At 62.1% G+C, this 16109-nt stretch carries 14 protein-coding genes and 1 pseudogene; 10 read left to right on the top strand and 5 right to left on the bottom strand.

Translation table 11 applies throughout. The annotated features are described in order from the left end of the window. Positions 1 to 113: 113 nt before the first annotated feature. Positions 114 to 2348 carry an NADP-dependent isocitrate dehydrogenase gene (locus DTS01S_RS21215; RefSeq protein WP_016454629.1) on the bottom strand — a complete coding sequence of 745 codons (2235 nt, stop codon included), beginning with the start codon at positions 2346 to 2348 and terminating at the stop codon, positions 114 to 116. 110 nt (positions 2349 to 2458) lie between these two features. Between DTS01S_RS21215 and DTS01S_RS30630 the strand changes: the two genes are divergently transcribed. The 7 genes from DTS01S_RS30630 (at position 2459) to DTS01S_RS21185 (ending at position 10341) form a co-directional block, all read left to right on the top strand. Next, positions 2459 to 2971 carry a hypothetical protein gene (locus DTS01S_RS30630; protein WP_139223886.1) on the top strand — a complete coding sequence of 171 codons (513 nt, stop codon included), beginning with the start codon at positions 2459 to 2461 and terminating at the stop codon, positions 2969 to 2971. Positions 2972 to 2992: 21 nt separating this feature from the next. Beyond that, entirely contained in the window at positions 2993 to 4402 is a 1410-nt protein-coding gene (locus DTS01S_RS21210; protein ID WP_013802523.1) for a GntP family permease, read from the top strand. 307 nt (positions 4403 to 4709) lie between these two features. Beyond that, the gene (locus tag DTS01S_RS21205) at positions 4710 to 5747 is read left to right on the top strand and encodes an aliphatic amidase (RefSeq protein ID WP_012205469.1); all 1038 of its coding nucleotides are present in this window, start codon (positions 4710 to 4712) and stop codon (positions 5745 to 5747) included. Between the two features lie 72 nt (positions 5748 to 5819). Continuing rightward, a complete protein-coding gene (locus DTS01S_RS21200; protein WP_061288696.1) occupies positions 5820 to 6677 on the top strand; it encodes a CbbQ/NirQ/NorQ/GpvN family protein in 858 nt (285 codons plus the stop codon). Positions 6678 to 6689: 12 nt separating this feature from the next. Beyond that, positions 6690 to 8420 carry a nitric oxide reductase activation protein NorD gene (locus tag DTS01S_RS21195; protein WP_061288694.1) on the top strand — a complete coding sequence of 577 codons (1731 nt, stop codon included), beginning with the start codon at positions 6690 to 6692 and terminating at the stop codon, positions 8418 to 8420. An 80-nt stretch (positions 8421 to 8500) separates the two neighbouring features. Continuing rightward, a complete protein-coding gene (locus DTS01S_RS21190) occupies positions 8501 to 9649 on the top strand; it encodes a transporter substrate-binding domain-containing protein (protein WP_016445955.1) in 1149 nt (382 codons plus the stop codon). A gap of 2 nt (positions 9650 to 9651) precedes the next feature. After that, positions 9652 to 10341, top strand: a complete 690-nt coding sequence (locus DTS01S_RS21185; RefSeq protein ID WP_017405053.1) for an ANTAR domain-containing response regulator — start codon at positions 9652 to 9654, stop codon at positions 10339 to 10341. Between the two features lie 212 nt (positions 10342 to 10553). Here DTS01S_RS21185 and DTS01S_RS21180 read toward each other — a convergent pair whose 3' ends face one another. After that, positions 10554 to 11693 carry an SH2 domain-containing protein gene (locus tag DTS01S_RS21180; RefSeq protein ID WP_017405052.1) on the bottom strand — a complete coding sequence of 380 codons (1140 nt, stop codon included), beginning with the start codon at positions 11691 to 11693 and terminating at the stop codon, positions 10554 to 10556. A 199-nt stretch (positions 11694 to 11892) separates the two neighbouring features. Next, a complete protein-coding gene (locus DTS01S_RS21175; RefSeq protein ID WP_017405051.1) occupies positions 11893 to 12237 on the bottom strand; it encodes a hypothetical protein in 345 nt (114 codons plus the stop codon). Positions 12238 to 12425: 188 nt separating this feature from the next. Here DTS01S_RS21175 and DTS01S_RS31515 point away from each other — a divergent pair. Both DTS01S_RS31515 and DTS01S_RS29885 read left to right on the top strand, forming a co-directional pair. Beyond that, positions 12426 to 12836: pseudogene (locus DTS01S_RS31515) on the top strand (hypothetical protein); the annotation flags it as partial. Between the two features lie 207 nt (positions 12837 to 13043). After that, positions 13044 to 14360, top strand: coding sequence for an IPTL-CTERM sorting domain-containing protein (locus DTS01S_RS29885; protein ID WP_254788047.1), 1317 nt, complete (start codon positions 13044 to 13046; stop codon positions 14358 to 14360). A gap of 60 nt (positions 14361 to 14420) precedes the next feature. On the opposite strand, the gene DTS01S_RS21165 is transcribed toward DTS01S_RS29885, so the two are convergent. Next, the gene (locus tag DTS01S_RS21165) at positions 14421 to 14699 is read right to left on the bottom strand and encodes a hypothetical protein (protein WP_017405049.1); all 279 of its coding nucleotides are present in this window, start codon (positions 14697 to 14699) and stop codon (positions 14421 to 14423) included. Positions 14700 to 14829: 130 nt separating this feature from the next. On the opposite strand from DTS01S_RS21165, the gene DTS01S_RS30625 reads away from it, so the two are divergent. Continuing rightward, positions 14830 to 15357: a hypothetical protein gene (locus tag DTS01S_RS30625; RefSeq protein ID WP_139223887.1), complete on the top strand. Its 528-nt coding sequence runs from the start codon at positions 14830 to 14832 to the stop codon at positions 15355 to 15357. A 42-nt stretch (positions 15358 to 15399) separates the two neighbouring features. Here DTS01S_RS30625 and DTS01S_RS29880 read toward each other — a convergent pair. Then, positions 15400 to 16109 (bottom strand): HD-GYP domain-containing protein (locus DTS01S_RS29880; RefSeq protein ID WP_156493780.1); only part of this gene is annotated, 710 nt, incomplete at its 5' end.

Genomic DNA, 16109 nt, shown 5'->3' with positions numbered 1-16109 from the left:
TTTTCGCCTGCGGTTTTCCGCCGATGTCGGCATGAAAAAACCGGCCGCCCTTGCGGGCCGGCCGGTCATGCTTCAAGTCTGCCGGGGTCTGGCCCCGGCAAAGGCGAAGTGGCTTACCGCAGCGCGTCGATGGCGGCGTTGAAGGTGGCGCTGGGGCGCATCACGGCGTCCATCTTGGCCACGTCGGGCTGGTAGTAGCCACCGATGTCCACGGCCTTGCCCTGCACGGCGCGCAGCTCTTCGATGATCTTGGACTCGTTGTCCGCCAGCTGCTTGGCCAGGGGAGCGAACTTGGCGGCCAGCTCGGCGTTCTCGGTCTGGGCAGCCAGGGCCTGCGCCCAGTACAGGGCGATGTAGAACTGGCTGCCGCGGTTGTCCAGCTCGCCGGTGCGGCGCGAAGGCGACTTGTCCTCGTCCAGCAGCCTGCCGGTGGCTTCGTCCAGGGTCTTGGCCAGCAGCTTGGCGCTGTCGTTGCCGTTCTTGATGCCCAGGTCTTCCAGCGACACGGCCAGTGCCAGGAACTCGCCCAGCGAATCCCAGCGCAGGTGGTTTTCTTCCACCAGCTGCTGCACGTGCTTGGGAGCGGAGCCGCCGGCACCGGTTTCGTACATGCCGCCACCGGCCATCAGCGGCACGATGGACAGCATCTTGGCGGACGTGCCCAGTTCCATGATGGGGAACAGGTCGGTCAGGTAGTCGCGCAGGATGTTGCCGGTCACCGAGATGGTGTCCAGGCCGCGGGCCACGCGCTCCAGCGTGTAGCGCATGGCGCGGACCTGCGACAGGATGTGGATTTCCAGGCCCGTGGTGTCGTAGTCCTTGAGGTAGGTGTTGACCTTCTTGATCAGCTCGGCCTCGTGCGGACGGTAGGGGTCCAGCCAGAACACGGCAGGCATGCCGGAGTTGCGGGCACGCGTGACGGCCAGCTTGACCCAGTCGCGGATGGGCGCATCCTTGACCTGGCACATGCGCCAGATGTCGCCCTGCTCCACGTTCTGGCTCATCAGCACTTCACCGGTGGCCAGGTCGACGATGTTGGCAACGCCGTCTTCCTCGATCTCGAAGGTCTTGTCGTGCGAGCCGTACTCTTCGGCCTTTTGCGCCATCAGACCCACGTTGGGCACGGTGCCCATGGTCTTGGGGTCGAAGTTGCCGTGCCACTTGCAGAAGTTGATCATCTCCTGGTAGATGCGGGCAAAGGTGGACTCGGGCATCACGGCCTTGCAGTCGTAGGGCTTGCCGTCGGCGCCCCACATCTTGCCGCCCTGGCGGATCATGGCGGGCATGGACGCATCGACGATCACGTCGTTGGGCGAGTGGAAGTTGGTGATGCCCTTGGCGGAGTCCACCATGGCCAGCGCGGGACGGTGTTCCTGGCAGGCGTGCAGGTCACGGATGATCTCTTCGCGCAGCGAGGCGGGCAGCGTCTCGATCTTCTCGTACAGCGTGGACATGCCGTTGTTGACGTTGACGCCCAGCTCGTCGAACAGCTTGCCGTGCTTCTCGAAGGCTTCCTTGTAGTAGATCTTCACGCAGTGGCCGAACACGATGGGGTGCGAGACCTTCATCATCGTGGCCTTGACGTGCAGCGAGAACAGGATGCCGGCGTCGCGGCAGTCGTCCAGTTCCTTTTCGTAGAAGTCGCACAGCGCCTTCTTGCTCATGAACATGGAGTCGATGATCTCGCCGGCCTGCAGCGCGACCTTGGGCTTGAGCACCACGGTCTTGCCGCTCTTGGTGGTCAGCTCCATCTTGACGTCGCGGGCCTTGTCCAGGGTCATGGACTTTTCGCCGTGGTAGAAGTCGCCGTGCTCCATGTGCGAGACATGGGTTTGCGACCACTGCTTCCACTCGCCCATGGAGTGCGGGTGCTTCTTGGCGTAGTTCTTGACGGCGGCGGGAGCGCGGCGGTCGGAGTTGCCTTCACGCAGCACGGGGTTCACGGCCGAGCCCAGGCACTTGCCGTAGCGCGCCTTGATGTCCTTTTCCTGGTCGTTGGACGGGTTCTCGGGGTAGTCGGGCAGTGCGTAGCCCTTGCCCTGCAGCTCCTTGATGGCAGCCGTCAGCTGGGCCACGGAGGCGCTGATATTGGGCAGCTTGATGATGTTGACATCGGGCTCCAGCGTCTTCTTGCCGAGCTCGGACAGGGTGTGGGCCACGCGCTGGTCTTCGGCCAGGAATTCGGAGAACTCACCCAGGATGCGGTGGGCCACGGAGATGTCGGCGGTCTCGACATTCACGCCGGCGGGTGCTGCAAAGGCGCGCACCACAGGCAGGAAGGCACTGGTGGCCAGGCGCGGGGCCTCATCGGTCAGGGTGTAGATGATGGTGGGTTGCTGCGTGCTCATCTCTTGTCTCAGGTAGTGAAAAAGGTAGGGGTCGCGCCGCAGGCCGTCGAACCGGGCATCCGCTAGGGGAAACGGGCCGGTGCAGCCTGACGCTGTAGGACCGTCACGCAATGCCCCGTCGCGCCAGCATGCTGCCCCGGCGTTTTCTGCAATGCGATCCCACAATACAAAATTCTAAGCGGAACCTGCCGGATTTTTTAAGTCTTGTAGAAGACTTAGGGTTTTACAGCGGCATTCAGGCCCTGTTTTCACAGGGAAACGGCTTGGAGCCCCTGCGTTTTCTGCCATGCAAAAAATGCTGTGGCGTGACGGACACGCAAGCATGGCAGAGCACCGGGCCACACCCAGAGCCGATACATCCACAACGATTCATCGTGCGCGAAGCGGCGGGCAAGCTCCCCCGGCGAAAACCCCGTGATCAGGCGCTGATCAAGCGCTGTTCACGGCACACACAGGCCGGGTCGGAAACGCCCCCGGCCAGCACCGGCGTCTGGGGCAGCAATCGCACGCCAATGCCCAGGAACACGGGTAAACGTGGCGACATATTGCGCCAAGTCATCTACAAAGCACGCCAATTACGCCAAATTGTCATTCATCCGCCTTTATTCTGTCTTTTTGACTAGAACTACTGGACTGGAGACGATTTGAGTACCCTGGCAATCGTGATTTCACTGGCGGGACTGATGTTCCTGGCCTACCGAGGCATCTCCGTGCTGCTGCTGGCACCCCTGATGGCTGCCGTGGCCGTGCTGCTGTCCGGCGACCTGGGCCACATGCTGCCGCTGTACACCAGCACCTTCATGGGCGCCCTGGGCAACTACATGCTGCAGTTCTTCCCCGTGTTCCTGCTGGGCGCGCTGTTCGGCCAGTTGATGGCCGACTCGGGCGCGGCCACCGCGATATCGCACTGGATCATGCGCGTGCTGGGCGAGAAGCACGCCATCCTCACGGTGGTGCTGGCCTGCGCCGTGCTCACCTATGGAGGCGTGTCGCTGTTCGTGGTGGCCTTTGCCATCTATCCGATTGCCAAGTCGCTGTTCCGCGCGGCCCATGTGCCCAAGCGGCTGATACCGCCCACCATCGCGCTGGGCTCGTTCACCTTCACCATGACGGCGCTGCCGGGCACGCCGTCCATCCAGAACGCCATTCCCATTCCCTACTACGGCACGAACGTGTTCGCGGCGCCGGGCCTGGGCATCATCGGCGGCATGACCATGCTGGCCCTGGGCCTGTGGTGGCTGCAGTCGCGCGCGGCCAAGGCACGCGTGGCGGGCGAAGGCTACGGCGACCATGACGACGCTGTCGAGCAGGGCCTGCATGACGAAAGCGACCCCGCCCTGCACAGCCGCCGGGACCTGCCGCTGCTGCTGGCCCTGCTGCCGCTGGTGCTGGTGATCGCGGTCAACGCGCTGCTGACCTACGGTGTGTTCCCGCAGATGGATTTCGGCTTTCTGAAGGAACGCTTTCCTGCCGTGGACCCGGCCAAGCAGACGGGCCTGTGGGCGCTGATCATGGCCCTGGCCGTGGCCTGCGCCGCACTGGTGCTGCTGGGCCTGGGCCGCTGGCGCAATCTCAAGGAGTCGGTGAACAAGGGCGTGCTGGGCTCCATGCTGCCCATCTTCAACACCGCCTCGGAAGTGGGCTACGGCGCGGTCATCGCAGGGCTGGCGGGCTTTGCCATCATCCGCGAGGCCGTGCTCAACGTGGCGCCACACAACCCGCTGATCTCCGAGGCCGTGGCCATGAACGTGCTGGCGGGCATCACGGGGTCGTCGTCCGGCGGCCTGTCGATTGCGCTGTCCACGCTGGGCAAGGACTACCTGGCCATGGCCGCCCAGCTGGGCATCAGCCCCGAGCTGCTGCACCGCGTGGCCGTGATGGCGGCCGGCTGCTTCGACACCCTGCCGCACAGCGGCGCCATCATCACGCTGCTGTCCATCTGCGGCCTCACGCACCGCCAGTCGTACGGCAACATCGCCATCATGACCATAGGCGCGCCCCTGCTGGCCCTGGTGCTGGTGATCACGCTCGGCACCATGTTCGGGTCCTTCTGAGGGACCAGGGCGCAGAGCGCGCGCGGGAAATACCACGGCATCGCGCCCGCCACAACCGGCATATGACGTATATGCGCGGGGCGGGTGCATGGCAACAATGCATGCACGGCGATAAGGCATCGCCCCGGTTCATTCCCGCATCACCGACAAGACGACATCCGCTGCCAAAGCTGCCAGCGCCGATGTCGGGCAACAAGGCCCGAACCGCTCCCTGACCTGGAGCGGTTCGGGCCTTTTTTTGTTGGCCGGGAATCGAAGGGGCAGCGATGCCGCACGCCGCCCCCTCAACCCCTTCAGGAGCAGCAGCATGAGACACGGAGATATTTCCAGCAGCAACGATTGCGTCGGCGTGGCAGTGGTCAACTACAAGATGCCGCGCCTGCACACCAAGGCCGAGGTGCTGGACAACTGCCGCAAGATCGCGGACATGCTGGTAGGCATGAAGCGCGGCCTGCCGGGCATGGACCTGGTGATCTTTCCCGAGTACTCCACGCACGGCATCATGTACGACGCCAAGGAGATGTACGACACGGCCAGCGCCATACCGGGGGAAGAGACCGAAATCTTCGCCGACGCCTGCCGCAGGGCCAATGTCTGGGGCGTGTTCTCGCTGACCGGCGAGCGCCATGAGGAGCACCCCAACAAGGCGCCCTACAACACCCTGATCCTCATGAACAACCAGGGCGAGATCGTGCAGAAGTACCGCAAGATCATGCCCTGGGTGCCCATCGAGGGCTGGTACCCGGGCGACTGCACCTATGTGAGCGAGGGCCCCAAGGGCCTGAAGATCAGCCTCATCATCTGCGACGACGGCAACTACCCCGAGATCTGGCGCGACTGCGCCATGCGCGGCGCCGAGCTCGTCGTGCGCTGCCAGGGCTACATGTACCCGGCCAAGGAGCAGCAGATCATGGTCTCCAAGGCCATGGCCTTCATGAACAACTGCTACGTGGCCGTGGCCAATGCGGCGGGCTTCGACGGCGTGTACTCGTACTTCGGGCACTCGGCCATCATCGGCTTCGACGGCCGCACCCTGGGCGAGACCGGCGAGGAGGAGATGGGCATCCAGTACGCCGAGTTGTCCAAGCACCTGATCCGCGATGCGCGCAAGAACGGCCAGTCTCAGAACCATCTGTTCAAGCTCGTGCACCGCGGCTACACCGGCACCATCAACTCTGGCGACGGCGACAAGGGCGTGGCCGCCTGCCCCTACAACTTCTACAGCCAGTGGGTCAACGATCCCGAGGGCACACGCGAGATGGTGGAGTCCTTCACGCGCACCACCGTAGGCACGCCCGAATGCCCCATCGAAGGCATTCCGCACGAGGCGCCCAAACACCGCTGACAGCGTCCTGCCTCCGAGCCTGCAGGCCCGGGGGCAGGCCCGCCCATGAACACGGAAAGGTGAAGAGTGAAGATGAGCACGACAACAACCACAGGCCCGCTGCACGCTCCTGCCAGCCAGGCCGCCGACCCGCTGGCGGCCTACCGCATCGAGGAAGAGCCCTTCTACCGCCCTTCGGGCCGCGAAGTGCAGCTGTACCGGCAGGCCTACCAGCACCGCATGCCGCTCATCCTCAAGGGCCCCACGGGCTGCGGCAAGACGCGCTTTGTGGAGTACATGGCGTGGGCGCTCAAGCGCCCCCTGGTCACGCTGGCCTGCAACGAGGACATGACGGCCTCCGACCTGGTGGGCCGCTACCTGCTGGATGCCGACGGCACGGCCTGGCACGACGGCCCGCTGACCCTGGCCGTGCGCCACGGCGGCATCTGCTACCTGGACGAAGTGGTGGAGGCCCGCCAGGACACCACGGTCGTCATTCACCCGCTGACCGATGCGCGCCGCGCCCTGCCGCTGGACAAGAAGGGCGAGGTGGTGCATGCCCATCCCGACTTCCAGCTGGTGGTCTCCTACAACCCCGGCTACCAGAGCAGCGCCAAGGACATGAAGCCATCGACGCGCCAGCGCTTCGCGGCCCTGGACTTCGACTACCCGGCGCCCGAGATCGAGGCGGACATCGTGGCCCACGAGACCGGCATTGCCCCGGCCACCGCTCGCAGCCTGGTCAGCCTGGCACGCAGCACGCGCGAACTGCGCCACCGGGGCCTGGATGAAGGCGCCTCCACCCGCATGCTGATCTACGCAGGCCTGCTGATGCGCGACGGCATGCCGGTGCATGACAGCTGCGACATGACCATCACCAGCGCCCTGACCGACGACCCCGACACCGCCGCCGCGCTGCGCCAGCTGGTCGAAGCCGAGTTCGGCGCCTGAGGGCCGCGCGCCATGGCCATCGTCTCCGCTGCCTTGCCCGAAGAGTCCCGTCTGCTGCACACGCTGGGCCTGCTGGCCAGCGGCCTCGCGCGCCAGCCTGTCGCCGTGCAGGCGCTGGCCAGGGCGCCGGCCAGTGCCCCGGCGCCGGGCCAGGCCCACGCCCTGCCGCCGCGCGCCGTGCTGATCAGCCAGCCTGCCCGGCTGCTGATTCCCGCCAACTTGCCCATACAGGCACACCTGCACGCAGCAACGATGGCCCATGCCGCAGCCCATCTGCGCTTCTCGCCCGCCCGCCAGGACAGCAGCGCCCTCAAGCCCATGGGCCAGGCCGTGGTGGGCGCGCTGGAGGATGCGCGCGTGGAACGGCTGCTGTGCCTGCAGCACCCCGGCGTGCGCCGCTGGTTCGAGGCCTGCATCGCGCCCGAGCCCGACCCATCGGACCTGGGCTTTGCCTCCTTCATGGCCCGGCTGGACCGCATGCTGCTGTGGCCAGAGCGCATGGACGGCAACCACTGGATCCACAAGGCCCGTGACCTGTTCGAGGACACCGCCACGCGCCATGGCCTGGAGGACTACGCCGCATTCCGGGCCATTGCGTCCGTCCTGGCCAACGACCTGGGCCAGATGCGCGTGCGCATGGACCCGCAGCACCATGCCGTGCCCAGCATCTACCGTGATGACAACAGCTATCTCTGGCAGCATCCGGAGTCGCCTCAAGGCGAGGAAGACACACTCGCGCTGCAGCAGTCCGCTGCGCGCGCGGCCCCTCCTCCATCGGCCGGCGCAGGACAGCAGTCCGATGCACAGGAAGGCCAGTCGCTGGACCTAGGCCTGGAACTGTCGCGCCACAGCTATCCCGAATGGGACCGCAGGTCGGAGCGCCTGAAGACGGACTGGTGCACCGTCATCGACACCCCGCCCGCATGGCAGGCCGAGGCTCTGGCCGGGAAAGGCTCCCAAGCCGGCAGACAGACACTGCCGCCCCTGCCGCTGCCGCCCGCACGCCAGCTGGACCGGCGCCAGCGCCTGCGCCGCCAGTGGGAAGGCGACGACCTGGACTTCAATGCCGCCATCGAGGTCCAGGTGGACCGCCGCCTGAACCTGCGACCGGAACCTCGCCTTTTCATGCGGGCCGGCAAAGGCCCGCGCCCCACCAGCGTGCTCGTGCTGATGGACGCTTCCGAATCGGTCAACACGCCCGGCCCCCAAGGCGCCAGCCTGCTGGAGCTGGAGAAACAGGCTGCCCTCATGCTGGCCGAATCGCGTGCAGGCCGCAGGACCGGCGTGGACCGCCTGGCCATCCACGCCTTCTCGTCCAACACGCGCGCCGAGGTCCGCTACCTGCGCCTGCTGGACTTCGGCCAACCCTTTGCCGCAGCAGCGGCCACCCGGTTGCAGGCACTGCAGGGGCGTCATTCCACCCGCCTGGGCGCCGCCCTGCGCCACGCCAGCAGCCTGCTGGCGGCCGAGCCTGCCGGCCAGCGCCATCTGCTGGTGATCACCGATGGAGCACCCGCCGACATCGACGTGCATGACGACCGCTATCTGATCGAAGACGCGCGCCACGCCGTGCAGCAGGCCCGCGCCGCAGGCATACGCATCAGTTGCCTGGCCGTGGACAGCCAGGCAGACGGCTATGTGCGCCATATCTTTGGCGGGCGTAACTACGGCATTGCCGACGACGCGCGGCATCTGCCAAGGCGGCTGTCCCAGATGGGCGCAAGGCTCGCAGCCGGCCGCTGACCACGGCAAGCGCCACGGAAATCTCGATTAACCTGAAGCCTGCAAAGAACGCACGCCAGCACCTGGCATACAAGGAACCCATGAACGACCCCGTCAGAGTCGGCATTCTTTACTCGGCCACCGGCACCACATCGACCATCGGCCAGTCCCAGCTGCAGGGCGCGCAGCTGGCCATCGACGAAATCAACGAGTCGGGCGGCCTGCTGGGGCGTGAACTGGTGGCAGTGCGCTACGACCCGGCCTCCACGCCGGCCCGCTATGCGGCGCTGGCCGAGCAGCTCATCGTGCGCGACGGCATCAACGTCATCTTCGGCTGCTACATGTCCAGCAGCCGCAAGGCCGTCATCCCCATCGTCGAGAAGTGGAACCGGCTGCTGTTCTATCCGACGCTCTACGAAGGCTTCGAGTTCTCGGGCAATGTCATCTACACCGGCGCCGCGCCCAACCAGAACAGCGTGCAGCTGGCCGACTACATGACCAGCAGCTTCGGCGCGCGGGTCTACCTCATCGGCTCGGACTACATCTATCCCTACGAGTCCAACCGCATCATGGGCGAGCTGGTCATGCAGCACCCGGGCAGCGACAAGCTGGGCGAACACTACCTGCCGCTGGACGCCACCGAGCGCGACTACGCGGCCATCATGCAGGACATCCGCGCAAGGCAGCCGGACTTCATCTTCTCCACCGTGGTCGGCGACTCCACGGCCAGCCTCTACCGCGCCTATGCCGACGCGGGCTTCAATCCGCAGACCATGCCGATTGCCAGCCTCACCACCTCCGAGGCCGAGATCGCCCAGATGGGTGCCGACGTGGCGGCCGGCCACTTCACGGCCGCGCCCTACTTCCAGTCCATCGATTCACCGGCCAATGCGCGCTGCCTGGCCCGGCTGCGCCAGCGCCTGGGCGACGACTGCAGGCCCAACCTGTGCTGGGAAGCCGCCTACTTTCAGATGCACCTGTTCGCCAACGCCTTCCGCCAGGCCGGCAGCGACCGCATCGGCGATCTGCTGCCCCATCTGCTGGGCAGCGAGTTCGACGCGCCCCAGGGCCGCATCCGGCTCGATCCCGGCAACCACCACACCTGGCTGTACCCGCGCGTGGGCCGCGCCAATGCCCAAGGCGGCTTCACCATCGTGCGCCAGGCCACCCGGGCCGTCTCGCCCGACCCCTATTTGGTGACCCATTCACTGGGCGACTGGACCGCCAGCCTCGGTGCCCTGGAGAACTGAGCGTGGATGCCGCACCGAACAAGGAAACCGGCAGCGCTGCCACAGGCCGGCCGCTGCTGGAAAGAAAGCCGCTGCTGCGCGCCACCTCGCCCCAGCTCAAGGAACTGCGCCAGCTGCGCATTGCCGTCGTCCACCCCGACGACGCGGACGGCCGCCTGCTGGCCCAGCAGCTGCAGCGCATAGGCTGCCAAGTCCAGGCCATCTGGCCGCCCCAGCCCAGCCTGCCCGAAGGCACGGACGTGGTCTTCCTGGCCGTTCGCCCCGACCACCTGCAGTTGAACTACACCTGGACCCAGGGCGAGGGAGAGAGCCCGCCCACCGCCATCGCCGTGGTCAACTACGAGAACCCCACCATCGTCTCCGCCGTGCTGGAGCTGCAGGTGCAAGCCATCCTGCCCACGCCCATCCGCTCCTTCGGCCTGCTGTCCACCCTGGTGCTGGCGCGCAGAAACCACAAGGAATCACGCCAGCAGCAGCAGCGCATCGCCAAGCTCCAGGCCAAGCTGCTGGGCCAGCGCCGCGTGGCCGAAGCCAAGGCCATCCTCATGCAGACCCACCAGATCAACGAAGACCAGGCCTACGACATGATCCGCGCCCAGGCCATGAGCCGGCGCAGCTCGGTGGAGGAGATTGCCCAAGCCATCGTGCATGCGAGCGAAATACTGTCGCTGGGCAAGGGCGTGGGCGGGTAAATCACGCAGGACTCCTGCCGCCAGCAGCCATGGTTTGGCCCCGGGGAACCAGGGTCCTCTTTCTTTTGAACGCATGCAGCGTGTCAAGAAAAGTGCCCCCGACGCCGAGGCTGTCGGGCTCGGCACGACGTGCTGATGCTCGCTAACTGAGGCTTCACATGGTCGGTTGATAGCAGAGTGCTTTCGCCTACAAGAGAAGCCTCTCAGCAACCTTACTTTGTCGCGGCCAGTTGGCTGATTCTCTGCATTGCGTTGTAGATTTCGCCAGCCATATACGAAGAAATCTCTTCACTGCTCAAACCAGGAACGATGGCAGCGCTTCCCTTGTCAGCGGAGGCAATCCAATGCAGTTTAAACAAAAGCTCCTTCAGATCGGCAGTTTCCATTACATCGGACATCCACCCGTGAAACTCCAGGATGACCTCCGTACGTTTATCGCCATCCTTCGCCAGCTTGCAAAGCTGCTGAAACCAAGACGCATCACGCAGGCATTCTAAGAATTCAAGCACTTCCGGTTGATATACACCCTCCTGTCCATCAACCAAGAACTCTTTCGTCGGCGCAAATGTATCACGGTAGCGGAGGAGCGCCTGCAATTCACCAGCATTGATGTCAAAATCCAACGCCGCTAACTTCTTACGCGGCCCTTTTAACCAGCGCAGTTTCACCTCATGCAAGTCGCTTGCAATGAGCCGCGGAATCTGACTCACATCCTTCTCATACATCTGAATATCCTGAACGAGCAAAGGACGCGTCCCCAGTAAAGTGGTTCTGGCGGCCTCACCAGCGCGGATGATCCAATAAGCTTGTTCCTTATCTTTAGCGCTGAAGCTCTTGGAACTCTGAGCAATGAACTGAATGTACTCAGCCATTTTCCAGGCCATCACCGCCCAATAGCGGTGATCTGTCAGCTTTTCTCGGGAAGGCGATTCGTCATGAATATACTCATTCCATGGACCGCTGGGCACAGTTCCGATGGCGGCAACCACTGCGGTCTTTTCATGGGTTCCCAACCATCCATAGCCATGAGCCTTGCCCCCTTCGAAAACACATAGAGCGTAGTCTTTACTGCTCTCCTCTGATTCAAAACGGACGAAGCTTCCATCTCGCACAAAAGAAGCCAGCGCCTCAAACTGTTCGGATACCTGTTTGGTTATTTTATCAACATCAATCTCATCAATTATTAGCAGAGTTTTTTGATATTTTCCATGCCAGCCAATAGCTGCCATTGCGGCATCCAACGGCATATCCTCGGCAATCCATCCCTTGTCCTGCAGAAGCTTGGAAATCTCCTTGCCTTGCTTCTTGGCAATCTTGATGTTGATTTCAGTCTGACGAAAAGCGATACCCATTGCCAATTTCCTCTGAATATTTATCGCAAGCCTTGACACAGCTTCAGGCGCACGCATGAAACGCCCTCCCAGGCGCATGCGTTCAAGTTACGAACGCAGCTTCCCGCAGACGGAATATAGCCTCAGAGCACCCTCCGGAAGTTGACGCTTTGTCCAGTCATCACCACCTGCGGATCTATTCTCAAGCGAAGCCTGCCATTCAGAAACGATCATTCCTCGGGCGCCGAAGAGTTCGAATAATGGCTCTCAGTCCTGCCGTATTTCTTGGCCGTCGCAGTGAGCGCACAAGGGCCGTGGGCCGCTCGGACGCCCTGCGTTCCGCGCAGACCTCGCTGCGTACCGCCTCCTTGCGTACCGACTGCTCGGCCTTGTCCTGGATGCGCTCCGACAGCACCCAGCTCCAGTCATCACTCTCAGCGCCTTGCGGATCGCCCCCCTGGCTGATGTTCTGCTCTGCTGCGATCTGCCTCAGGCCCTTGATGCCGGCCCTGTAGTCCAGCTCGATGCGTTCCCACTGCTGAAACTGCTTGTATTCCGTGCTCATCCCCCGAAGCTGGCAGGCTTAGGACGACCACCGCAGGGCCAGGCCGCCTAGCCGGAGTAACTACCAAGTTTCAGTGATAGACACAATATACACAAATTCATACAATTTGCAGCGCGTTTGGTCATCAAACAAAAGTTCAGCAAACAGAGCTAGAGAGATTGCGCCGATCTCCAAAGTAAGGGAACAACATGTCTTCTGGGGCTTTCCGCACAGGGGTGCTAGGCGGCATCTTTGCTCTTGTCACCTACGCCGGCTCTGCAAGCGCACAGCTGATCTTGTCCGCGTCCCACACCGATGCCTCTTGTAACGGGGCAAACAACGGCACGGCCACTGCCCAAATCACCCAGAACGGTGTTGCGCCCTTCAGCTACTCATGGAGCCCCTCTGGAGGCACAAACGCTACCGCAACAGGGCTCACAGCAGGCACCTATATAGTTACGGTTACTGACAATAACGGCCTGCAAGGAACAGCGTCTACGACCGTTGGACAGCCTGAAACATTGTCAGGCACGCAGTCGCAGATCAATCCCGTTGGAGGCAACAACGGTAGCGCAACAGTTGTCGCGACAGGGGGGACTCCTGGCTACGCTTACTCATGGACCCCCTCCGGTGGCGCAGCGGCAACCGCGACAGGACTGGCTCCCGGTCAATATTCGGTGACCATCACAGACTCCAAAGCCTGCCAAACCACGCTGAGCTACACGCTTGTAGCTCCTGCCGCCTCAGTGCAATCAGTAAGTGTTCCCCCCGACGGAACCTATAGTGCTGGACAGAACCTGCAGTTCACTGTGACCTACAGCGCTCCCGTGACCGTCACAGCTGGCGGCACACCCTCAATTCCTTTGACGATTGGTTCAACTCTGCGGCAAGCGAACTTCGTCGGTGGCAGCAACAGCTCCGCCCTGACCTTCATATATACCGTGCAGCCAGGTGATGTTGACGCAAATGGAGTGTCGTTAGGAACCGCTATCGATCTCAATGGGAGCACGATGACGAGCGGTGGCACCAACGTTGTGCTGAATTTGGCGAACGTAGGCGCCACGACCGGCGTACTGGTGAATGGACAGCAAAACCAGAACATCACGTTCCCAAACCCCGGCGACCAAACTTTCGGCACAACGCCAACACTGACCGCGACGGCCAGCTCCAGCCTGCCGGTGGCCTTCAGCGCAAACACAACTGCGGTGTGCACGGTCACCACGGGCGGCACGCTGACTTTTGTGAACACAGGCTCTTGCACCGTTGATGCGAACCAAAGTGGTAACGCAAGCTACCTGCCTGCATCACAGGTGTCTCAAACCTTCATGGTGAATGCAGCGGCACCCGGAGCCCCCACCATCGGCAACATCGCTGCAGACGACGGGCAGGCTACGGTAACCTTCACTGCACCTGCTTCCAATGGCGGCGCGCCCATCACAGGCTATACCGTGATCGCGACCCCCGTGGCCGTGCCCGGTGCGCCTGGCGTGATCACTCAGCAAGGAACGACATCCCCCATCGTCGTGGCTGGCCTGAGCAATGGCTTCACCTATAACTTCACGGTCGCAGCCTCCAACGGGACAACCGGTGCAGCCTCTGCAAGCACACAAGCCACGCCACGCAAACTGCAACTGGTGAGCGCGCCCGGCAGCGTGCCTGGCATGACCGGCATACCGTCTGCCACGATGTCCGGCGGCGGCACCACTTGCACGCTGCAACCTGGCGGCGGCTTCGGACCTGTGACCTCCACCCCACCGAACCTACAAGCGCCCAGCGGACAGTTCGCTTTCAGCGCCGAAAACTGCACCGGATCTGTGACGATGACTCTCACCTATCCCAGCGCTCTCCCCGAAGGCGTGCAGTTCCGCAAGCCCGATGGTGTCGGCGGCTGGTTTGACCCTGCGACCGCGCTGAACGTGATCGTGGACAGCGCGCGCACCACGGTGACCTACACCATCACGGACAACGGCCCTGGTGACACCAACCCTGCCGTGGGCGTGATCGCCGATCCGCTCGTGCCCGTGCTGGCAGCAGCCCCAACAGGCGGCGCAGCAGCCGTTCCCACGCTCAGCGAATGGGGCGCCATCCTGATGTCTGCCCTGCTGGCAATATTCGGCCTGCGCCGCATGCGCCGCCAGCGCTGATGCAGGCCTGACCTGAAAAAGCAAGGCCCGCAACTGCGGGCCTTTCCTTTGTCCGGGCGTCTACAGGCGGCGCGCGGCGATCAGCAGGCGCTCGGCCAGGGTGGGCTTTGCAGCCAATCGTCCTGCCGTTCCCAATACACCGTCGCGGCCCGTGGCCGCGCGCGCTATCAGTGCCGTGCCCAGCGCACCACTCACAAGGCGGCCCATGCCACTTTCCGCGCGCCGGGCATGGCGCAGCGCCATGAGGCCGGCACCGAGCACAAGCCAATGCTCTCCCGTGAATCCCTTGCGAGAGTCATCCCACTTGCGCAGGTCCTGGATCTTTTCTGAAATCGCCATTCATTGCTCCTGTTGCTTCAGAGCTGTCATGGTGTGCCAGCAACAGGCTGCAGGCTGTCGGTCCCTGGGCAAGATTCCGGTGGCGAGAGTCCTACGGACGCGCAGCGAGGACCGGCTCCAGCAATCCCGCTTGATGCGCTCCCACTGCGGCGCCTGCATGTGCTCCTTGCTCATCCTGCCGAAGGTGGCAGCCTTGGTAGGCACGACGTCGAGATTTACGCCAAGTGACCATCCGTGTTTCCACGTATATCCAGATATTACTCTTGCCAAGCGTGATTTTGATAATAAATTATCAAAATCAATTACTTTGTCAAATTTTGCATCAATTGAAATATCGAGCGGCTTTCATAATAACATTTCATGCTCAAGAATTGGCATGGTGGCGCCAATAATAAATCACAGCACAGCGAGGCATAAAATGATCGAAGGCGGATGGTGGAAAGCCTATACAAAAAATGGCCGGTATATAGGAATAATCGAAGGAGATGAATTCATAGTCGGAAAAACGAGGATTTTATACAGAATAAGCAAAAACAAGCTGTATTCAACAGAAGTACCGCCTTCACTTATAGCTGACATATCAGAAAAACAAGCAATTACAACCAATGGAGAAATTCTACTCAAATTCTCAAAAACAACCAGAGAGCGAAGGCTATAAAAAACTGGACCAAGTCCAGACCAAAATAATTACTCAATCCAATCAAACAGCCGTCGCTACAGCACGAATTGGAAACTTTCGACCAAGATCAACACGCAATTGCATTCTGCGTATCAACTCTGGCGTCAAAACTCGACCTGCTGTAAGCAAGACCAAGCCTTCCCTCGATACGAAGTCTTGAGCCAAAATCATCCCTGGCCTCAATTCTGAACAGGGAACATTAATTGGAGCCGGGTCGGGAGCAGGGGTCGCCTGAATCACAATTTGCAAGAAAGCATCCACAACCTCTGGATCAAATTGTGCTCCTCTACTATGCGAAATGAGCGTTCTTGCCTCTGCGCAAGTTAGCGGCTTACTGCTCAAATGCCCCACCATCAGGTCATCGTAAAAATCAGCAACCGCAATTATGCGAGCACCTATTGGAATATCCTTCCCCTTTAGGCCATCAGGGTAACCTGCTCCATCGAATCGCTCATGGTGAGACCTGACGAGAGTAGCGACAAGATGCGCATCATCTATCGACAGAAGCAGTTGCTCTCCCAAACTGCTATGGTTTCTATACTTATCCAGTTCCTCATGACTTAAACTTGGGACGGGCTTGCTTAACATCCCATCGGGAAGAGTAATATGAGCGATATCATGAATGAGCGCAGCGACAAAAGCATTCTGCTGCTCTGCTTCACTTAGCTGCATAATACTTGCGGTTCGGCGGGTTAGATCCGCAACGCGTCTTGAATGTCCGGCAAGTATGG

The sequence above is a fragment of the Delftia tsuruhatensis NBRC 16741 genome (assembly GCF_001571325.1).
GTDB lineage: Bacteria > Pseudomonadota > Gammaproteobacteria > Burkholderiales > Burkholderiaceae_C > Comamonas > Comamonas tsuruhatensis.
The sequence above is the reverse complement of the archived record's forward strand: the minus strand, read 5'-3'. Positions and strand labels throughout refer to the sequence as shown.